The 19351-nt window shown below is 30.9% G+C and carries 22 protein-coding genes; 15 read left to right on the top strand and 7 right to left on the bottom strand.

Annotation, left to right across the window (positions count from 1 at the left end; all coding sequences use genetic code 11):
• Positions 1-211: 211 nt before the first annotated feature.
• Positions 212-1756, bottom strand: coding sequence for a ribonuclease E/G (locus P8H50_RS11005; protein WP_300208892.1), 1545 nt, complete (start codon positions 1754-1756; stop codon positions 212-214).
• 375 nt (positions 1757-2131) lie between these two features.
• The gene (locus P8H50_RS11000; RefSeq protein WP_034060825.1) at positions 2132-2422 is read right to left on the bottom strand and encodes an HU family DNA-binding protein; all 291 of its coding nucleotides are present in this window, start codon (positions 2420-2422) and stop codon (positions 2132-2134) included.
• Between the two features lie 136 nt (positions 2423-2558).
• On the opposite strand from P8H50_RS11000, the gene mutY reads away from it, so the two are divergent.
• The 6 genes from mutY (at position 2559) to P8H50_RS10970 (ending at position 7573) form a co-directional block, all read left to right on the top strand.
• Complete coding sequence (mutY, locus tag P8H50_RS10995) at positions 2559-3599, top strand: A/G-specific adenine glycosylase (protein WP_300208888.1); 1041 nt, start codon at positions 2559-2561, stop codon at positions 3597-3599.
• Positions 3600-3691: 92 nt separating this feature from the next.
• The gene (gene ssb / locus P8H50_RS10990; protein ID WP_300208886.1) at positions 3692-4135 is read left to right on the top strand and encodes a single-stranded DNA-binding protein; all 444 of its coding nucleotides are present in this window, start codon (positions 3692-3694) and stop codon (positions 4133-4135) included.
• 16 nt (positions 4136-4151) lie between these two features.
• A complete protein-coding gene (locus P8H50_RS10985) occupies positions 4152-5456 on the top strand; it encodes a gliding motility-associated protein GldE (RefSeq protein ID WP_300208884.1) in 1305 nt (434 codons plus the stop codon).
• 42 nt (positions 5457-5498) lie between these two features.
• Positions 5499-6089: a gliding motility lipoprotein GldD gene (gene gldD / locus P8H50_RS10980; protein ID WP_300208882.1), complete on the top strand. Its 591-nt coding sequence runs from the start codon at positions 5499-5501 to the stop codon at positions 6087-6089.
• A gap of 122 nt (positions 6090-6211) precedes the next feature.
• Positions 6212-6466: a hypothetical protein gene (locus tag P8H50_RS10975; protein ID WP_300208880.1), complete on the top strand. Its 255-nt coding sequence runs from the start codon at positions 6212-6214 to the stop codon at positions 6464-6466.
• Positions 6467-6517: 51 nt separating this feature from the next.
• Positions 6518-7573, top strand: coding sequence for a DUF5106 domain-containing protein (locus P8H50_RS10970; protein ID WP_300208878.1), 1056 nt, complete (start codon positions 6518-6520; stop codon positions 7571-7573).
• Between the two features lie 139 nt (positions 7574-7712).
• Here P8H50_RS10970 and P8H50_RS10965 read toward each other — a convergent pair whose 3' ends face one another.
• The gene (locus tag P8H50_RS10965; RefSeq protein ID WP_300208876.1) at positions 7713-8222 is read right to left on the bottom strand and encodes a heavy metal-associated domain-containing protein; all 510 of its coding nucleotides are present in this window, start codon (positions 8220-8222) and stop codon (positions 7713-7715) included.
• Positions 8223-8318: 96 nt separating this feature from the next.
• Between P8H50_RS10965 and P8H50_RS10960 the strand changes: the two genes are divergently transcribed.
• Positions 8319-9197: a DMT family transporter gene (locus tag P8H50_RS10960; RefSeq protein WP_300208874.1), complete on the top strand. Its 879-nt coding sequence runs from the start codon at positions 8319-8321 to the stop codon at positions 9195-9197.
• Between the two features lie 45 nt (positions 9198-9242).
• On the opposite strand, the gene P8H50_RS10955 is transcribed toward P8H50_RS10960, so the two are convergent.
• Both P8H50_RS10955 and P8H50_RS10950 read right to left on the bottom strand, forming a co-directional pair.
• Positions 9243-11330 (bottom strand): pitrilysin family protein, encoded by a 2088-nt coding sequence (locus P8H50_RS10955; RefSeq protein ID WP_300208872.1) that lies wholly within the window; start codon positions 11328-11330, stop codon positions 9243-9245.
• Between the two features lie 22 nt (positions 11331-11352).
• The gene (locus tag P8H50_RS10950; protein WP_300208870.1) at positions 11353-12675 is read right to left on the bottom strand and encodes a pitrilysin family protein; all 1323 of its coding nucleotides are present in this window, start codon (positions 12673-12675) and stop codon (positions 11353-11355) included.
• 189 nt (positions 12676-12864) lie between these two features.
• Here P8H50_RS10950 and P8H50_RS10945 point away from each other — a divergent pair, with 189 nt between their 5' ends.
• From P8H50_RS10945 to rpmA, 3 genes are all read left to right on the top strand, one after another.
• Positions 12865-13314, top strand: coding sequence for a DUF4199 domain-containing protein (locus P8H50_RS10945; protein WP_300208868.1), 450 nt, complete (start codon positions 12865-12867; stop codon positions 13312-13314).
• A gap of 206 nt (positions 13315-13520) precedes the next feature.
• A complete protein-coding gene (gene rplU / locus P8H50_RS10940) occupies positions 13521-14219 on the top strand; it encodes a 50S ribosomal protein L21 (RefSeq protein WP_300208866.1) in 699 nt (232 codons plus the stop codon).
• Positions 14220-14262: 43 nt separating this feature from the next.
• Positions 14263-14523 (top strand): 50S ribosomal protein L27, encoded by a 261-nt coding sequence (gene rpmA / locus P8H50_RS10935; protein WP_179337340.1) that lies wholly within the window; start codon positions 14263-14265, stop codon positions 14521-14523.
• 66 nt (positions 14524-14589) lie between these two features.
• On the opposite strand, the gene P8H50_RS10930 is transcribed toward rpmA, so the two are convergent.
• Together P8H50_RS10930 and ahcY are read right to left on the bottom strand one after the other, a co-directional pair.
• Positions 14590-15054 carry a DUF1569 domain-containing protein gene (locus P8H50_RS10930; RefSeq protein WP_300208863.1) on the bottom strand — a complete coding sequence of 155 codons (465 nt, stop codon included), beginning with the start codon at positions 15052-15054 and terminating at the stop codon, positions 14590-14592.
• A gap of 111 nt (positions 15055-15165) precedes the next feature.
• Positions 15166-16482, bottom strand: a complete 1317-nt coding sequence (ahcY, locus tag P8H50_RS10925; RefSeq protein WP_300208861.1) for an adenosylhomocysteinase — start codon at positions 16480-16482, stop codon at positions 15166-15168.
• Positions 16483-16613: 131 nt separating this feature from the next.
• Between ahcY and P8H50_RS10920 the strand changes: the two genes are divergently transcribed.
• The 5 genes from P8H50_RS10920 to P8H50_RS10900 are packed head-to-tail and all read left to right on the top strand — an operon-like array spanning position 16614 to position 19351.
• Positions 16614-17240 carry a 4'-phosphopantetheinyl transferase superfamily protein gene (locus P8H50_RS10920; protein WP_300208859.1) on the top strand — a complete coding sequence of 209 codons (627 nt, stop codon included), beginning with the start codon at positions 16614-16616 and terminating at the stop codon, positions 17238-17240.
• Position 17241: 1 nt separating this feature from the next.
• Complete coding sequence (locus tag P8H50_RS10915) at positions 17242-17949, top strand: geranylgeranylglyceryl/heptaprenylglyceryl phosphate synthase (protein WP_300208857.1); 708 nt, start codon at positions 17242-17244, stop codon at positions 17947-17949.
• Between the two features lies 1 nt (position 17950).
• Positions 17951-18211 carry a thiamine-binding protein gene (locus P8H50_RS10910; RefSeq protein ID WP_300208855.1) on the top strand — a complete coding sequence of 87 codons (261 nt, stop codon included), beginning with the start codon at positions 17951-17953 and terminating at the stop codon, positions 18209-18211.
• Positions 18195-18827: a nicotinamide riboside transporter PnuC gene (pnuC, locus tag P8H50_RS10905; protein ID WP_300208853.1), complete on the top strand. Its 633-nt coding sequence runs from the start codon at positions 18195-18197 to the stop codon at positions 18825-18827. The genes P8H50_RS10910 and pnuC overlap by 17 nt, the downstream gene beginning before the upstream one ends.
• Entirely contained in the window at positions 18788-19351 is a 564-nt protein-coding gene (locus tag P8H50_RS10900) for an ATP-binding protein (protein ID WP_300208850.1), read from the top strand. The genes pnuC and P8H50_RS10900 overlap by 40 nt, the downstream gene beginning before the upstream one ends.

Raw genomic sequence — 19351 nt, 5'->3', positions numbered from 1 at the left:
GCGCAGGAAAAGGCGAAACAGAAATGGCTGTAGACTGCGGTACTAATTGTAGCGAAGAACAACACCAAATGAACAGACGTTCAGAGTTTAAAATACTAAGTGGTGGTCCTGCTAATAACTAATACAAACAATCTAAAAATGCATAACAAGTTAACCAACTAACTAATTTTAACCACAAAAAAAAGCCACATCTTTCGATGTGGCTTTTTTATTATTTAATAGTGTCACCATTTTTATCTAAAAAATGATATTCTAAATATGTGTAAGCATCTCTAGGTTGAATTTTGACCCATTTTTTGTGTTCAAAAAACCATTTTGAACGAATAGATGGAAAGCCTTTAGTTAAAAAGGCTGCTATAAAAGGATGTGTGTTTAAAGTTATCTTTTTATAGTCTTTTTTTAATAATATCTCTAAATCATGATTGATTTTAGACAGAATGCCTATTGGAGCTTCAACTTCTTCACCAACATTCCCATTAGGGTTTTCTTCTCTGGTTTTAATGTTCATCTCTGGTCTTACTCTTTGTCTCGTAATTTGAATCAATCCAAACTTACTTGGAGGTAATATTTTATGTTTAGCTCTATCATCTTTCATTTCATCACGAAGATGGTTGTATAGTGCTTTCCTGTTTTCAGCTTTATTAAGATCAATAAAATCTACTACAATAATTCCTCCCATATCTCGAAGGCGAAGTTGTCTTGCCACTTCTGTAGCAGAAATTAAATTAACTTCTAATGCTGTTTCTTCTTGTGAATTAGCTTTATTAGATCTATTTCCACTGTTTACATCAACAACATGCAATGCTTCTGTATGCTCTATAACTAAATAGGCACCTTTAGCCATTGAAACCGTTTTTCCAAAAGCGGTTTTAATTTGTCTATCAACTCCAAATTTTTCAAAAATAGGAGTGTTAGATTGATGTAATTTGACTATTGATTCCTTGTTAGGTGCAATTTGTTGCACATAATCTTTAATCTGAATATAAAGCGCTTCGTCATCCACTTGAATTCCGGTAAACGAGTCGTTAAAAATGTCTCTTAACATTGAAGAGGCTTTGTTTAATTCACCATGTACTTTAGATGGATGATGTGCTTTATGAAGTTTTTTACACATTGCGGTCCAACGACCAAGCAAATTCTGTAAATCTTTGTCTAATTCGGCTACTTTTTTGCCTTCGGCTACTGTTCTAACAATAATACCAAAACCTTTAGGTGTAATACTTTTAACCAAACGTTTTAATCTGTCTTTTTCGCCTTTGTCTTCTATTTTTTGTGAAATAGAAATACGATCACTAAAAGGTACTAGAACGATATATCTACCAGCTATAGAAAGCTCTGAGCTTATTCTTGGGCCTTTTGTAGATATAGGTTCTTTTACTATTTGTACCAACATGGATTGATTAGACTTTATAACACTGGCAATTTTGCCGTCTTTATCAATATCTTTTTCAAATTGGTAATCTTTTAATGAAAAGTCATTTAATTTACCTGTGCTTACACGTTTTGTGAATTGTAAAAGAGAAGCTATTTTTGGTCCTAAATCGTGATAATGCAAAAAGGCATCTTTCTCGTAACCTACATTTACAAATGCAGCATTTAGTCCAGGAACAGCTTTACGTATTTTGGCAATAAACACATCACCAACTGCAAAGTTGTTACTATCTTCTTCCTTATGTAATTCAATAAGTTTTCCATCTTTTAATAAGGCAAAATCAACACCGTCAGAATTAGATCTGATAATCAATTCTTTATTCATACTGTTAATTTTAATCTATTATACATTGTGTATAACAGATGGATTATACATTATTTTATTTGGTAAATTATACCAAATAAAGGATTGTCTTACGCAAATAAGACATTCACAGGATTTTAATAAAAATCCGAAGAACTCGAACTACACGCAAGGTTTTACGTGATTATAGTCAAGTTCGTTTTCAAAGAACATTGTTTTTAACAAACCAAAAAAGTAGTTATAAAAACTACTTTTTTGAATTATTTTTTCTTTTTGTGACGGTTAGCGCGTCTTCTTTTTTTACGCTTATGCGTTGCAACCTTGTGTCTCTTTCTTTTTTTACCGCTTGGCATAAGATGTCTGGTTTTAAATTAATAATTCGTTTTATGTTGTAAATTACTTTACGTCAACATTAGTTTTTACACCTTCTACAAAAACTTTTGCAGGTTTAAATGCTGGTATATTGTGTGCTGGTATTTTAATAGTCGTATTTTTTGAAATATTTCTACCAGTTTTCTCAGCTCTAGTTTTTATAATAAAACTTCCAAAACCACGTAAATAAACATTATCACCACCTTCTAAAGATGTTTTTACTTCTTCCATGAATGTTTCTACGGTTGCTTGAACGTCTCCTTTTTCAATTCCTAATTTCTCAGAAATTTTTGATACTAAATCAGCTTTAGTCATTGTCTTTCTCTTGTTTTGTTATTACTATTCTTAAAGGTTGGCAAATATAGGAATTAAATATTCAATATTTCAAACCTAATTCATTAAAATTTAATAGGATAAAGAATTACTTTTGCAGATGAATCTTAACTTATAAATGGCGATAACAAAAAAACTAATTAACTGGTACTTAGTTAACAAAAGAGATTTGCCTTGGAGAGCAACAAACAATCCTTATTTTATTTGGCTTTCAGAAATTATTTTACAACAAACTCAAGTTGCTCAAGGTTTACCCTATTACAAGGCATTTACTTCTAAATTTCCTACCGTTTTCGATTTAGCAAATGCAGAAGAATCTCAAGTTTTAAAACTTTGGCAAGGCTTAGGTTATTATTCTAGAGCACGTAATTTACATGCCTCTGCAAAATATATAGTAAACGAATTTAATGGTGTTTTTCCTGATACGTATAATGAAATTATAAAGTTAAAAGGAGTTGGAGACTATACTGCAAGTGCCATTGCATCTATTTGCTTTAATGAAACCACAGCTGTTGTAGATGGTAATGTATATAGAGCTTTGTCCAGAATATATGGCATATCTACTCCTATAAACACAGGAAAAGGGTTTAAAGAATTTAAAGCTTTAGCTCAGGAACTTATAGATACAAAACAACCTGCTACTTTTAATCAAGCTATTATGGAGTTTGGTGCAAGACAATGTAAGCCTAAAAGTCCAGATTGTATTATTTGCCCTTTTAATACAAGTTGTGTTGCGCTTCAAAAAAATAAAATTGAACAATTACCAGTTAAGTTAAAAGCTTTAAAAGTGAAGAAAAAATACTTCAATTTTATGGTGATGCTTTCTGCAGATCAAAAAACAATTTTAGAGAAAAGAGAAGGCAAAGGTATCTGGCAAAACTTGTATCAGTTTCCTTTAATTGAAACTAAACAGCCTGTAAATATTTTAGAAATAGAAGCGGAACTTGAGTGCTTTTCAATATTAAAAAATAGAAATTTTAATGTCTCAATATACAATGAAACACCAATAGTGCATAAGCTTTCTCACCAACATTTATATACTACCTTTTGGATTCTAACTATAGATGGTAATCTTTCAGAAGGCATTTCAACAACAAAAATAACAGACTTTCCTGTACCAATTTTAATAAGTAACTTTATAGAACGCTTTAATTTTTAATACATTAAGTTTAGATAGTTTTTCTTTTTTTATTAAATTTAAGTTTATCAGTTGGTAAAAATGTAATTTTGCTATTATAAATAAAACAAATTATGTCTGGAACGTTAAATAAAGTAATGCTAATTGGGCATTTGGGAGACGAAGTTAAAATGCACTATTTTGAAGGTGGTGGCTGTGTTGGGCGATTTCCGTTGGCAACAAACGAAACCTACACCAATAAAACGACAAACGAGCGCGTAACTAATGTAGAGTGGCATAATATTGTAATGAGAAATAAGGCTGCCGAAATTTGCGAAAAGCACCTAAGTAAAGGTGATAAAGTGTATGTTGAAGGCAGAATTAAAACGAGAAAATGGCAAGACGAATCTGGAAACGATCGCTATAGTACAGAAATTCAAGTCAATGATTTTACTTTTTTAACCACTAAAAAAGAGAGTCAAGCAGCTAATACAACACAAGCGCAACCACAAAAGCCTACAGAAATAAAGGAGGAAACTGCAGGAAAAGCTGCTAGTGACCACGATTTACCATTTTAAACTAAATTTCTAACCATTGGATTCTGAACCCACGAGTTTAATTATTACTTTTTTAGCTATAGATATCTCTGTAATCTTTGGCTTTGTATTGTTTTTTGTATTGTTGTTTTGTTCTGCATTAATTTCTGGAGCAGAAGTAGCACTATTCTCCCTAACCAAAACAGATTTAGAGGACGAGGCACTTCAATTTAATAAAGCTAGCCAGATTATTAATAAGCTTCTGGAACGTCCTAAAAAATTACTTGCAACAATTTTAGTAGCCAATAATTTTATAAATATTGGTATTGTTATTTTGTTTGCATTCTTAGGTAATTATATGTTTCAAGGTATAACTAATGCTATTGTAAAGTTTATTGTAGAAGTAGTTGTTGTTACTTTTTTAATTCTTCTTTTTGGAGAGATTTTACCTAAAGTATATGCTAGCAGAAATAATATTAAGTTTTCTATGTTTATGGCTTATCCGTTAAAGGTTCTAGACGTTATTTTTTCGCCTTTAAGTTTGCCAATGCGAGCCATAACATTAGGTATTCATAACAAACTAGGTAAACAGAAGTCTAACTTAAGTGTAGACCAATTATCTCAAGCCTTAGAACTTACAAGCGAAGACGATACTACAAAAGAAGAACAAAAAATATTAAAAGGTATAGTCTCTTTTGGTAATACAGACACCAAACAAGTTATGCGACCTCGACTAGATATTTTTGCCTTAAATATAGAACAAAAATACAGCGAAATAATCGTTGAGATTACAGACAATGGCTACTCTAGAATACCTGTTTTTAAAGATAATGTAGATACTATTGTTGGTATTTTGTATGTTAAAGATTTGTTGCCACATATAGATACCAAAGATTTTGATTGGACCACCTTATTACGAGAGCCCTTTTTTGTGCCAGAAAATAAAAAGTTAGACGATTTAATGTCTGAGTTTCAAGAAAAAAAAGTACATCTAGCAGTAGTTGTAGATGAGTATGGTGGAACTTCAGGCTTGGTGTCTTTAGAAGATATTATTGAAGAAATAGTAGGAGATATAAGTGATGAGTTTGACGATGAAGATGTACATTATTCTAAATTAGACGATAAAAATTATGTATTTGAAGGCAAAACAGCTTTAAAAGATTTTTATAAAATTCTAAAATTAGAAGAAGAAGCTATTTTCGAGGACAACAAAGGTGAAGCTGAAACACTTGCAGGATTTATTCTTGAAATTTCAGGAAGCTTCCCAAGACAAGCTAGTAAAATAAATTTCGAAAATTACGTTTTTACAATAGAAGCTTTAGACAAAAAACGAATTAAGCGAGTAAAGGTGACTATGCCTTAAAAACGAAACTTATTAGACAACGTTTAAATAAGTACTCTTATTATGAAACAAAACCTATTCTTTATTATCTTAATACTTATAGCTTTTTCTGGTTGCGCAGAAGACCCAACACCTAAACCAAAAGCTTATTTAGCATTAGAATATCCAGAAGCTATATACAAGACTGAAGATATTGCAAAAATGCCATTTACTTTCGAGCGTAATATAATGGGTAAAGATTTAAGAACAAAAACACTTAAAGGAGAAACTACTAGTTATGGTATTACTATAGAGTATCCTAAACTTAAAGGTACAATTTACCTTACCTATAAGGCAATAAATGGTAACAACTCTTATTTAAAGACCTATCTTAAAAATGCTCAAAACTTTACCCAAGAGCATACACAAAAAGCAGATGCTATTGATGAATTCGAATACTTAAATCCAGAACGTAGTGTTTATGGTATGTTTTACGATGTTGGTGGTAATGCTGCCTCACAATCTCAGTTTTATGTAACAGATAGTATTAATCATTTTATTACAGGCTCTTTATATTTTTACGCTAAACCTAATTACGATTCTATACTGCCTGCAGCACATTATCTACAAAAAGATATTAGACGTATCATGGAGAGTTTAGAGTGGAAGAAGTAATAATTTATTTTTGTTTGTTCTAGACGTTTTATAAATTGAATTTGATATTCTCTTTAAAAAGAAATAAATTGTGTAAAATAAGATTGTAAAATCAAATAAATCTTATTGAAAATTAATTCAATATGAAAAAACTAATCTTAATTATATTTTCAGTTTTAGTATCATTTTTTTCCTTTGGTAAAAATAAAAAATTCAACCTATCACCAAAGCAATATCAAATTAAAGTAATAGCTAGAAACTACTCAAGTAACGATTTACAATTAGCTTATCCTTTAAATAATAAGCACTATTTGGTAGAAAACTCATCTACTGGCAAAGACTCTTTTGTTAAAGAAGTAGATGGTGCTTTTACACTAAACAGCGAAACACCTTTTTAACCAGGTATTTATTCTTTAGTCTTTAAGCCAAATAATAATACTTTTGAAATTTTGATTACAGAAAACAATCAAAATATTGAAATTTCATTAGATTATAATAATATAATTGAAACTATAAGTTTTAAAGATGATTCTAATGAGAGTACATTATTTCTCGATTACCAAAAGTTTATTTTTAGTAAAAAAGAAGAACAGAAAGAAGCATACAATAATGACGATAGTTCTATAAAAGAGGAGTTAAACAACCAGGTTGTTGCTTACCAAAAAAATATAATTAAAAATCATCCCAATTCATTTTTAGCAGTAATAATTAAAGCAAATTTGCCGTTAATAGAACCAGAATTTAAAGGCTTGGAAGCTGAGATACAAAAGCAGAAATGGGAATATTATAAAAATCATTATTTCGATAATATTAATCTTGTAGATTCTAGACTTCTAAGAACACCATTTTTTTATAACAAAGTTGAAGACTATTTAGATAAATTAACTGTTCAACATCCAGATTCTATAATTACAGCTGTAGACTTATTGTTAAACAAAATGAAGCCCTCTAAAGAAAATTTTAAAAACTTTACGGTTATTTTTCTAAACAAATATGCAAAATCAAAAATAGTAGGTATGGACGCTGTTTATGTTCATATTGTTAATAATTATTATGCTACAGGTGATGCAGATTGGATTGAACAGGAGCAATTAAATAAAATACTAGAAAACGCAAATACGCTTAAACCAATTTTAATTGGTAAAGTTGCACCAAATTTAAGCTTAGAAGCAACTAATGGAATAAAATTTAATTTACACGAATTAAAAAATAAATACACTGTGCTGTACTTTTTGAAATCAGATTGTTTAAACTGTAAAAAAAGTAACAATTTAGATTTAATTAGTGATTATGAAAAGCTTAAAAATTTAGGTGCCGAATTGATTGCTGTATGTTTTGGTGATGTAGAAGGAGCCAAAAAATGTACTGATGCTGCTAAAGCATCAAAAATAAAAAACTGGTTACATGTTAAACTTGCTATTGATCAAGAAACGGCTTTAAAAAATTATAATCTTACTTTTTATCCTAGTGTTTTTGTACTAGATAATAATAAAAAAAATTATTAGTAAACGCATTGGTTTAGACCAGCTAACAGAAGTTATAAAAGAATAAATACAATTAATCACTCATTCTTACAAAAGTAATAATTTACTTAAAAAAAAACTCCAACATAATGTTGGAGCTTTGATTTTTTAGTTTTAAAAATTATGCTTTAGTTTCCTTGGCACAACATGCTTTTTTACAATCTTTTGCACAAGCCATTTTTTCAGCTTCTGTTTTGTTTTTACAACAGTCTTTTTTACAGTCTGCAGCACAAGCCTTCTTCTCTTCTTTAGAAAATGCCTCTACTGTTTTCATATCTTTTACTTTGTAAGTATCTGCAACACTTGTTACAGTAGCTTCAAGAGTAGTTGGTGTTACTTTTGCTTCGTCGTATTCTACCATTGCTAACTCACGTCCAAAATCTACAGTCGCAGATTTTACACCTTCCATTTTAGCCATTTTTTTCTCGATGGTTTTTGCGCATCCCATTGCACAGGTCATACCTTCAATTTTAAATTCGGCTTTTGCATAAGTTGCGTTAGGATCTAGTTCTGCTTTAGTTACTTCTACTTCTGTTTCAACAGTCTTAACTTCTGGTTGTGCTTCGTTTTTACAACTAAAAGCAGCGATTGAAATAATAGCGATTGCTAATATGTTTTTTAAATTTTTCATGGTTATTGATTTTTGTTTACAAAACTAACAATTATATCTGTTTATTGTCTTAAAAATTTCATTTTTTTGCATGGGCAAATTAACTTGGCATATAAAATGAAACAATCTAAATGGAGTTACCTAATTATATTATCTATTATTTGGGGAACAAGTTTTATTCTTATAAAAAAGGCATTAATAGGCTTGACACCTTATCAATTAGGCGCTTTAAGAACTGTAATTACTGGCTTATTTTTGTTTTCTGTTGGTTTTAAAACTATTGGAACAATAAAAAAACAAGATTGGAAATGGATTGCATTATCTGGATTTTTAGGGTCTTTTATTCCAGCTTTCTTTTTTGCTATTGCAGAAACTGAAATTGATAGTGCTGTTGTTTCTGTTTTAAATTCTTTAGTACCACTAAACACCGTTTTAATGGGATTAGCGATTTTTAAAATAACGTCTACTAGACGACAGATTTTAGGTGTTATAATTGGTTTTATTGGTACTACATTATTAATTTTAAAAGGTGCTGCGTTAAATCCAGAACAAAACTACTTATTTGCCGGTTTTATTATTGCGTCTACTTTAATGTATGCTGCTAACGTTAATATTATAAAACGTTATCTGCAAGAGGTAAAACCGTTAACTATTGCTGTTGGAAATTATGTTACTATTATTTTGCCTGCCATAATAGTTTTAATATTTACCGGTTTTTTTACAGCAGAAAGTTTAAGTCGTCCAGATTTAGGTTTGTCGGTTTTTTATGTTGCTGTCTTATCCCTTTTTGGCACTGCAATTGCCAAGGTCTTGTTTAATACATTAGTTCAGATTTCGACTCCAGTTTTTGCTTCTTCTGTAACTTATATCATGCCTATAGTAGCTCTTATTTGGGGATTGCTGGATGGCGAGACTTTTAGTGCAATTCAAATTGTTGCTTCTGCTATTATTCTATTAGGAGTGTATATGGCAAATAAAAAGCAAAAAAAAATCTGAAGCCTTTCGAATTCAGATTTTAGTATATGTACAAAATAACTTTTATTATTCAAAGTCAGCAGCTGTTAGTGGTTCATTTACTTTAATAGCACTTACTTTTAGTTCTACATTTTGTCCACCCATTGGTACAGATGTTATATGTGGAAATTTAATACCATTTACTTCTTTATAGTCACCATAGGTTCTTTCTTGAGTAACATCTTTTCCACTTGGTCCTTTAGTAGTAGAAACACTTTTTATTTTTAATCCTGAAGTTACATCATAATAGTTTTTAGAAGTTTCTCCATCTTTGTCTTCAATTACAATAACATAAGCATCTGCTCCATCTACAGGTTCAATTCCTGATACTGATAGTTTTTTAGAAGCGTCATTTAATAAGTTTATTTCTTCAAATAAACCTTTTTTAGCTTTTGCTTTTTCAACAGCTTCTGCTGGCATAGGCTGTTTATTTCCCATTTGTGCCATGTAACCAGTTTCGCCATTAAATGCTTGCTTAAAAACACTTCCCATACCTAGAATGCTAACATCTGTAGCAATTAAATTTGGACTTTGTTGCTTAAGCGTCATAGCCATATTTTGTCCTTGAAAAGAGGCACTCATTTCTTGAACTAAAGTTGTTACATTCTCTAATGTTGTTTTACCACCAACGGCATTTAAGTAAGCGTCTAACACAGTTTGTGCAGTTACTCCTGCTGGAACTGGCTTAGAGAATACAGGTTTACTAACTTCTGTTGCAAAAGGATCGAAGTATTTAATAGGGATTCCTGTTTTTTCTAAATTTGTAACGACTTCGCTTCCTTTTCCAACAACAATAACTCTTGCATTTTTATCAGAAAAGTAAGTGTTTGCAACACGTTGAACGTCTTCAATAGAAACAGCATTGATTTTTGTTAAATAGGTTTTGTAGAAGTCTTTAGGTAAATCATTTAGTTTTATATTTAAAGCATAGTTAGCAATAGTTTGTGGACGCTCTAATGCTAATACAAAGTCTCCAACGTATTTAGCTTTAGCATTTTTTAAGTCTTCGGCAGAAACTTTTTCTGTCTTAATTCTTTTAATTTCTTTTAAAGATTCCACAACAGCACTATCTGTTACAGCGTTTCTAACAGCCGTAGTTGCATTAAATCTAGAGGCTCCATAACGGTCTGTGCCTACACTTGAACGTGCACCATAAGTGTAACCATGCTCTTCACGAAGATTCATATTTAAGTATGAACCAAAGCCACCACCTAAAATTTTGTTAGCAATTAAGACTGCGTGATAATCTGGATCACCCATTTTTAATTTAACATTACTAGTTACAGAGATGTTAGATTGCACTGCATTAGGCATATCTACAAAATTAATTTCTGTTGCATTTACATTGTTATATACTTCTGGAATATTTTTAGTTACATCTATTCCTTTTTCCCATTTTTTAAAGTACTTTTTTACTTGCTTTTCTATTGTTCTAAAATCTACATCACCAACAACAACTAAATAAGCATTATTAGGATTATAGTTTTTTAGAAAATGAGCACGAACGTTATCTAGTGTAATATTATTTAAAGTTTCCTCTGTTACAAACTCTCCATAAGGATGTTTTTTCCCATAAGACAATGCGCTACCAACACGAGATGCAACTGCGTCTACACTTTTAGCATTAGATTTTAAACCTTCTATAGCTTTTTCTTTTTCTTTCTGGAATTCTTCTTCTGTTAATAAAGGATTCATTGCTGCATCTGCCATTAACTCTAATATTCTTTCAGAATATTTTGTTAAAGAACTTCCATAGGCATTACTAGAGCCAAAGCTTAATCTAGCACCAAGAAAATCTATTTCTTCGTTAAACTCATCTTTAGAGATAGAAGTTGTTCCGTTACCCATCATAGATCCTAAAATACCAGAAACTCCTGCTATATTTCCTTCAACTGCTGGTTGATTGTCAATGACTAATGAGAATGATACTCTTGGCAATTTATGGTTTTCTACTACTAAGACTTTAAGTCCGTTTTTAAGTTCGAATTCTCCAGGAACTTCCAAAGTAATAGCTGGAGCTGGACCTGGTTTTGGTTGCACAGATCTATCTATTTGAGCAGTTGCTGAAATTGATAGTAAAAACAGTGCTATAAGTGCTGTTATTTTTGTTTTCATTGTGTATGTTTTTTCTATTGTATTATTTTTCTTCTTTTACTTCTGGTAAATACTCTAATTCCAAACGTTGGTTTGGGTTTAAGTATTTTTTAGCAACTGCTTGTATTTCTTCTCTAGTTATAGATCTGTAAATATTAATTTCGTTATTAATTAAATTTACATCATCATATAACATGTAATATCTCGCTAAAGAATTTGCTATTCCAGATATACTAGAGTTTGAGTTTACAAAATTGTTTTCGAATTTATTTTGAAGTTTTTGGTAATCTCTTTCTGTCATTAACTCAGTTTGTACCTTAACGAGTTCGTCGTCAATTTCTGCTAGTATGCTTTCTAAAGAGTTGTCACCTAATGGTAAACCAAAAACTATATATGTTCCATAATCCTCTTGACTTTGGTTAATAGCTCCTACTTGTAATGCCATTTTTTTATCGTCTACAAGTCTTTTGTAAAGTTTAGAAGTTTTACCATCGCTTAAATAACTAGATAACATATCTAAAACATATGCATCTCTTTCTGTCATTGCAGGAGTTCTGTAGGCTGCCATTATTGCAGGAACCTGTATATTAGCATCGTAAGCTTTTGCTTTAATAGTTTTTGTAATAGGATCTTCTTTTGGGAAGTTTCTAACGATGTCTTCGCCTCTTGGAATAGGTCCAAAATAGTCTTCAATCATTTTTTTTGTTGAAGGAACATCTATATCACCAGCAACAACTAAAACGGCATTATTTGGCACGTAGAATTTTTTATTGAATGCTTGAAATTCTTCTAAAGAAGCGGCATCTAAATGAGCCATTTTTCCAATGGTTGTTCCTTTGTATGGATGCTTTTTAAACATATGAAGTTTTACGTTCTCAATAAATTTTCCATATGGAGAATTATCTACACGCAGACGTTTTTCTTCTTTTACAACTTCATTTTGTGTATCTACACCTATTTGGTTAATAATAGGATGCATTAAACGTTCAGATTCCATCCATAATCCTAATTCAAGACTGTTAGAAGGAAAAACTTCGTAATAATAAGTTCTATCGTCTGTAGTGTTTGCATTATTGCTTCCTCCATTAGAAGTTACAATTTTAAACCATTCACCACGCTCAATGTTTTTTGTACCTTCAAATAAAAGGTGTTCAAAAAAATGTGCCATACCAGTACGTTCTGGGTCTTCATCTTTTGCACCAACATGGTACATTACAGAGGTTGTAACTACAGGAGCTGTGTTGTCTTGATGTAAAATAACGCGCATACCGTTACTTAAATCGTACTCTTCAAATTTAACTTCTTGAGCATTAGCTGATAGTCCAGCCAATAACAAAGCTGCTAAGGAGAATAAACTTTTTTTCATTGTGAGATATTTAATGTTAATTGAAATATAAGTCTTTGACTTACGTAATCTGTTACAGATTTCTAACAAAATTACTAATAGATGAACTTAAAGCGTAGCTTATGTTAAAAATTTAACAATGAATTATCATTTTTCGGCTCTTTTTTCACGAAATTTAAAGTAAAACTAATTTTAAATACCATAATAAACATGAAAAATTTTGCACTTCCAATACGATTTGGCATAGTATTAGGCGCCTTGCTAATCTCTTTTTTTCTTGTGCTTTCCCTTTTTGGCTTGCACACACATCCTGCATATAGTATAGGTAATTCTATAATTGTTGGGTTTGGTATATATGAAACTATACGATATTATAAATTAGAGCAAAGTAATGCTTTTAGTTATTCTGGTGGTTTTACTGTTGGTATTGTTGCGGGTTTTTTAGCAACATTAATGTTTACAGTATTCTTTTTATTGTATACAACAGAAATAAATAGTGATTTTCTTTTAAATTTATTATCCGTTTTTAAGGGTGATTATAATGTAAGCGTTGGTTTAGTAACTTTTGTGGTTGCAATAATGGGTTTCGCAACAACAGTGGTTTTAACTTTAACTTGTATGCAGCTTTTTAAGAAAAGCCGAAACATACCACCAACATAATAAGAGTAGTTTATTTATTGGATTTTCAAAAGGTTTTCTATCCCTTAACACAAATCCCTCGTTGTAAAGTGAAGGATTAATACTTAAAATATTAGTAATCACTAATAAAAACGTTTGCAAATTAATTTATTAGAAGTATATTTGCATCCGCTTTCAGAGAAGAAAGTATATTATTTAAATAACAAATTAATAAAAAACGTTACGCTATGTACGCAATTGTAGAGATAGCAGGGCATCAATTTAAAGTTGAAAAAGACCAAAAAGTTTTTGTTAATCGTTTAGCAACAGAAGAAGGTAAAGCAGTGTCTTTTGACAATGTACTTTTAATTGCAGATGGTGACAATGTTACTTTAGGCGCCCCAGCTATAGGCGGAGCACAAGTAAGTGCAAAAGTCTTAAAGCACCTTCAAGGTGATAAAGTTATTGTTTTTAAAAAGAAAAGAAGAAAAGGTTACCGTGTTAAAAATGGACACAGACAAGCCTTATCTGAAATTATTATTGAAAGCATTGTAGCTTCAGGAGCAAAACCAGCAAATAAAGCTGAAAATGCAACTCCAAAGAAAGAAACTAAAAAAGTTGAACCTAAAGTAGAAGCTAAAGCCACTGCTCCAAAAGCTAAAAAAGCTGCGCCAAAAAAGGCTGCTGCTAAAGCAACTAGTTCAGCTGATGATTTAAAGAAAGTTGAAGGTATTGGTCCTAAAATTGCATCTACATTGGTAGAAGCAGGAATCTCAACTTTTGCTGAATTAGCAAAAACTGATGCAGCTAAAATTTCTGAAATTATCTCAGGTGTTCGTGGTAATCATGTTACAGATACTTGGCCAGCACAAGCTAAATTGGCAGCTGAAGGTAAATGGGATGAGTTAAAGAAATGGCAAGACGAATTAGATGGTGGTAAGGCATAATTGCTTTACACTTTAAATATAAACAAAATAAAACCTTAAGATCATGGCTCACAAAAAAGGAGTTGGTAGTTCGAAGAATGGTAGAGAATCAGAATCAAAACGTTTAGGCGTTAAGATATTTGGTGGACAAGCTGCTATTGCTGGAAATATCATATTAAGACAAAGAGGGAATACACATCACCCAGCTGAAAACGTATACCAAGGAAAAGATCACACTTTACATGCTAAAGTTGATGGTTTAGTGAAATTTACTAAGAAAAAAGACAATAAGTCTTATGTTTCTATTGAGCCTTTTGAGGCTTAGTAATTTTTATACTTTAAAATATTTAAAAACGCCTTTCTTAAAAGAAAGGCGTTTTTTTGTTTGTGATTATTTCTTAATAATTTCATTTATAATCTTTAAATGATGATTGGTATGAATCACTAAAAAACGATAAATCTTTGGTGTATTTATATTTCCAAATAGTGGATGTATAAAATATGCGTTATCATCTAATCTAGCTATTGTTTTAATATTTGCTTTAGCTAAAGCAACTTGAGAAATAAGGTCTTCTTTTAAAATAACTTCTGGTGGTTTAACGTGTTTTGGTGCTTTAGCTTTTCCTCTTGGAAAATACCCAATTGCAAAGAATACTTTTCCCAAAAAACTAAAATTATTTTTATAAGTATCTGGTTCTGATTTTTGTACTGCAGCTATTACATTATTAATAACTTTTAGGCTGTGGTCTATATGCCAAGCAATTGCGCTTTTAGATATTTTAATGTTGGAAACATTGTGTCTTTCAATATAAGATTCTAATGTATTAAGCGCAATATTTAACTTTTGAATACTCATGAAATCTGTTTTGAGATATTGAAGATAATCATTTAAAAGAATTAAAAAAGAAAACCCAAACAAGTTATGTTTGGGTTTTATAATTTTAGACTCCTTTTTACAGAGTGATTTTTAATATCTGTAATGCTCAGGCTTATATGGGCCTTCGACTTTTACACCAATATAATTTGCTTGGTAGTCTGCTAATTCGGTAAGCTCAACACCAATTTTTTCAAGGTGTAACTTTGCTACTTTTTCATCTAAATGCTTAGGTAACATGTATACATCATTTTTGTATGCTGCACTGTTTTTCCACAATTCGATTTGAGCTAAAGTCTGGTTTGTAAATGAGTTACTCATTACAAAACTTGGGTGACCAGTAGCGCAACCTAAGTTTACTAAACGACCTTCTGCAAGTAAAATAATATCTTTTCCGTCTATATTATATTTATCTACTTGAGGTTTAATGGTGTCTTTAGTGTGTCCATACTTTTTGTTTAACCAACCTACTTGTATTTCATTATCAAAGTGTCCAATATTAGCTACAATAACTTTGTCTTTCATAGCTTCAAAATGCTCAGCACGAACAATATCTTTATTTCCAGTTGTTGTAATAACAATATCGCTGTTTGCAACAACAGTTTCTAGTTTTTTAACTTCGAAACCATCCATTGCAGCTTGTAATGCACAAATTGGGTCAATTTCAGTTACTGTTACAATACTTCCTGCACCTTTAAAAGAAGCTGCGGTACCTTTTCCAACATCACCATAACCACAAACAGTAACACGTTTCCCAGCCAACATAATATCTGTTGCACGTCGAATAGCATCTACTGCAGATTCTTTACAACCATATTTATTATCGAATTTTGACTTAGTTACAGAATCGTTTACGTTAATGGCTGGCATTGTTAATGTTCCGTTTTTTACACGCTCGTAAAGTCTATGAACTCCAGTTGTTGTCTCTTCAGATAAACCTTTAATTCCAGCAGATAACTCTGGGTATTTATCTAAAACCATATTAGTTAAATCTCCACCATCATCTAAAATCATATTTAATGGTTTACGGTCTTCTCCAAAAAATAAGGTTTGCTCTATACACCAATCAAACTCTTCTTCTGTCATGTCTTTCCAGGCGTAAACAGCAGTTCCAGCTTCTGCAATGGCAGCAGCTGCTTGGTCTTGTGTCGAGAAAATATTACAAGAACTCCAAGTTACTTCTGCACCTAAAGCTTGTAACGTTTCAATTAAAACTGCAGTCTGTATAGTCATGTGTAAACATCCTGCAATTCTTGCTCCTTTTAAAGGTTGCTCGTTTTTGTATTCTTCACGCAAACTCATTAAGCCTGGCATTTCTGCTTCTGCTAAACTAATTTCTTTTCTTCCCCAAGCCGCAAGCGACATATCTTTTACCTTATTAGGTACGTAAGCAATTGTTTTAGTACTCATATTAAATCTTTCTTAATTTTATAATAATAATTAGCCTTTGGGATTAACACTTAAATAGTTAAATTCGCTTAACAAAATGCCAAATCTGCTTCGGGCAGTGCAAAGATAATCAATAACATTTAGAATATTAAATGCCTCTTTACAAATCCATTATAATAAACTCACAAACTACTGTTAAAATCTGGAAGATTGAAGAGTCTTACAATGCATTAATTTCTCCTTTAGATTTAAAACCACAAAGTTTAGAACGTGTTTTGGGTATGAAAAGTGAACTCCATCAGCGTGGGTTTTTAAGTGTAAGACATTTGTTGCGAGATTTTGGTTATACAGATGAAGATTTGTTTTATGATGCTAATGGGAAACCACATTTAAAAGATGGTAAGCATATTTCAATAACACATAGTTTTACATTTTCAGGAGTGATTGTAAGTGATACTAAAGTTGGAATAGATATTGAAAAACAACGTGATAAAATTGCTATTATAGCTAATAAATTTGTGGATTACGAGTTCGATTATTTAGATCATTTTAATATTGATTACATAAGAAAATTAACTGTTATTTGGGGCATTAAAGAATCGCTTTACAAGTTATTTGCGACACCAGGAATGTTATTTAACGTGCATTTTTTAGTACTTCCGTTTATGTTAGAAGCTCAAGGTACTGTGTGTTGGATAGATTATGAATTTAAGAAATATAGATATCAATCACATTTCATTGAATTTGAAGGCTTCACTTGTGCTTATGTAATAGAATAATATGAAGTCTATTTTACAACACATAAAAACTGAAAAACGAAATCTAGCAGTTTTAATAGATCCAGATAAGTTTAATCTTGAAAATGTATCGCAATTTATAGATAAAGTTAATAAATCTATTGCCACACATATATTTGTTGGTGGAAGTTTAGTTTTAGATAAAGCAACAGAAGTCTTAATTACTGCTATAAAACCACTCACTAAATTGCCTGTACTATTATTTCCAGGTGATGTATGCCAAGTGACAAATAAAGCTGATGCTATTTTGTTTTTATCTTTAACCTCTGGAAGGAATCCAGAATATATAATTGGTCAGCACGTAAAAGCAGTTTCAAAATTAAGACATTGCGATTTAGAGGTTATTCCAACCAGTTATATTCTAATTGATGATGGAAAAAAAACAGCAACACAAAAAGTTACAAATACAGAGCCTTTAACTAATTTGCAAGAGATTGTAGATACAGCAAAAGCTTCAGAATTATTAGGTATGCAACTTGTTTACTTAGAGGCAGGAAGTGGAGCAAAACAAGAAGTTAAAGAAACAATTATAAAAGCTGTAAAGGCAGAAATTAATATACCAATAATAGTAGGAGGAGGAATTAAAAGTAAATTTGCAATTAAAAAAGCGTTTAGAGCTGGAGCTAATATGGTTGTAATTGGTACCGCTTTTGAGCTAGATGAAGATTTTTTTGAAGAAATAAAACGATAGTATGTATATATCTGTAGACCTTACCTTATCACCTTTACAAGATGATTACGAAAAACACGTTATAGACTTTATAAAAGTTCTTCGCGATTCTGAATTTAAAGTTTTAGAAAACCCATTAAGTACTCAAATTTATGGAAAGTATAATACCTTAATGCCTTTTTTAACAAAAGCTATTAAAGCGTCTTTCGAGAATCAAGATATTTGTGTACTAACAATTAAAATAGTAAAAACAGATAGAAGCGATTATGAACCAAATTTCTGATTTTTTTTTCTATCAATACTCTAGCTATTCAACTTTAGACATCACCTTAGAAATTACAGCTGTTATTTTTGGGTTTATATCTGTTTGGCTTTCAAAACAAAATAATATTTTAGTTTTCCCAACAGGAATGATAAGCACTTTGATTTTTGTCTACTTACTTCTAAAATGGGAGTTACTTGGCGATATGATGATAAATGCTTACTATTTTATAATGAGTGTTTTTGGTTGGTATGTTTGGAATAGAAAAGGAAAAGATAATGAGGTTACACCAATTTCTAGAACAACAAATAAAGAAAAAAAGATAAGCGTATTTATCTTTTTAGCAACCTTGTTATTTGTTTTTATAGTCTATAAAACATTCAATAAATGGTCCAATTGGGTTGCTTACGTCGATACTATTACCACTGCAATTTTCTTTGTTGGTATGTGGTTAATGGCAAAACGAAAAATTGAGAATTGGATTTTTTGGATAATAGGCGATGTGATTTCTATACCATTATATTTTTATAAAGGATTTACTTTTACTAGTTTTCAATATTTAGGATTTACATTAATAGCAATATTTGGATATTTAGCATGGAAAAAGCACTTGAACAACAACCAGCAAATTGCTTAAAAGTAGTATTATTTGGTCCAGAATCAACGGGAAAAACAACTTTGTCAAGTCAGTTAGCTCGTTATTACAATTCGGTTTGGGTACGTGAATATGCTCGCGAATATCTTCAAAACAAATGGAATAACGAACGCAAAACGTGTGAGCCTAAGGATATATTACCAATTGCTATTGGGCAAATGGCTCTAGAAAACGAATTATCAAAAAAAACAGATTCAATTTTAATATGCGATACAGATTTGTTAGAAACAAAAGTGTATTCTGAAACATACTATTCTGGAACTTGCGATTCATTATTAGAAAAATATGCTATAGAAAATACTTACGATTTATACTTTTTAACGTATATTGATACACCTTGGGAGGCAGATGATTTAAGAGACAAGCCAGAAGAAAGAGAAGCTATGTTTAAGGTTTTTGAGACAGCTTTAAAAAACTATAACAGACCCTATGTTTTGCTAAAAGGAAATAAAAAATTACGCCTCCAAACAGCAGTAAAGCACATAGATAAATTGATGAAAAAATAA

The sequence above is a fragment of the Lacinutrix sp. genome, assembly GCF_029238095.1.
Taxonomy (GTDB): Bacteria; Bacteroidota; Bacteroidia; order Flavobacteriales; family Flavobacteriaceae; genus Lacinutrix.
Note: the sequence above shows the minus strand (reverse complement) of the source record. Positions and strands in the feature narration are given on the sequence as shown.

What these genes read in the sequence shown, in the direction of transcription:
- ahcY (WP_300208861.1), bottom strand. Translation starts at nt 16,482, where the DNA reads ATGAGTACTAAAACAATTGCTTACGTACCTAATAAGGTAAAAGATATG.
- ssb (WP_300208886.1), top strand. Translation starts at nt 3,692, where the DNA reads ATGTCTGGAACGTTAAATAAAGTAATGCTAATTGGGCATTTGGGAGAC.
- pnuC (WP_300208853.1), top strand. Translation starts at nt 18,195, where the DNA reads ATGAACCAAATTTCTGATTTTTTTTTCTATCAATACTCTAGCTATTCA.
- P8H50_RS10930 (WP_300208863.1), bottom strand. Translation starts at nt 15,054, where the DNA reads ATGAGTATTCAAAAGTTAAATATTGCGCTTAATACATTAGAATCTTAT.
- P8H50_RS10955 (WP_300208872.1), bottom strand. Translation starts at nt 11,330, where the DNA reads ATGAAAACAAAAATAACAGCACTTATAGCACTGTTTTTACTATCAATT.
- P8H50_RS10900 (WP_300208850.1), top strand. Translation starts at nt 18,788, where the DNA reads ATGGAAAAAGCACTTGAACAACAACCAGCAAATTGCTTAAAAGTAGTA.
- P8H50_RS11005 (WP_300208892.1), bottom strand. Translation starts at nt 1,756, where the DNA reads ATGAATAAAGAATTGATTATCAGATCTAATTCTGACGGTGTTGATTTT.
- P8H50_RS10965 (WP_300208876.1), bottom strand. Translation starts at nt 8,222, where the DNA reads ATGAAAAATTTAAAAAACATATTAGCAATCGCTATTATTTCAATCGCT.
- P8H50_RS10945 (WP_300208868.1), top strand. Translation starts at nt 12,865, where the DNA reads ATGAAAAATTTTGCACTTCCAATACGATTTGGCATAGTATTAGGCGCC.
- P8H50_RS10950 (WP_300208870.1), bottom strand. Translation starts at nt 12,675, where the DNA reads ATGAAAAAAAGTTTATTCTCCTTAGCAGCTTTGTTATTGGCTGGACTA.
- gldD (WP_300208882.1), top strand. Translation starts at nt 5,499, where the DNA reads ATGAAACAAAACCTATTCTTTATTATCTTAATACTTATAGCTTTTTCT.
- rplU (WP_300208866.1), top strand. Translation starts at nt 13,521, where the DNA reads ATGTACGCAATTGTAGAGATAGCAGGGCATCAATTTAAAGTTGAAAAA.
- P8H50_RS10915 (WP_300208857.1), top strand. Translation starts at nt 17,242, where the DNA reads ATGAAGTCTATTTTACAACACATAAAAACTGAAAAACGAAATCTAGCA.
- P8H50_RS10960 (WP_300208874.1), top strand. Translation starts at nt 8,319, where the DNA reads ATGAAACAATCTAAATGGAGTTACCTAATTATATTATCTATTATTTGG.
- P8H50_RS10975 (WP_300208880.1), top strand. Translation starts at nt 6,212, where the DNA reads ATGAAAAAACTAATCTTAATTATATTTTCAGTTTTAGTATCATTTTTT.
- mutY (WP_300208888.1), top strand. Translation starts at nt 2,559, where the DNA reads ATGGCGATAACAAAAAAACTAATTAACTGGTACTTAGTTAACAAAAGA.
- P8H50_RS10910 (WP_300208855.1), top strand. Translation starts at nt 17,951, where the DNA reads ATGTATATATCTGTAGACCTTACCTTATCACCTTTACAAGATGATTAC.
- P8H50_RS10920 (WP_300208859.1), top strand. Translation starts at nt 16,614, where the DNA reads ATGCCTCTTTACAAATCCATTATAATAAACTCACAAACTACTGTTAAA.
- P8H50_RS11000 (WP_034060825.1), bottom strand. Translation starts at nt 2,422, where the DNA reads ATGACTAAAGCTGATTTAGTATCAAAAATTTCTGAGAAATTAGGAATT.
- rpmA (WP_179337340.1), top strand. Translation starts at nt 14,263, where the DNA reads ATGGCTCACAAAAAAGGAGTTGGTAGTTCGAAGAATGGTAGAGAATCA.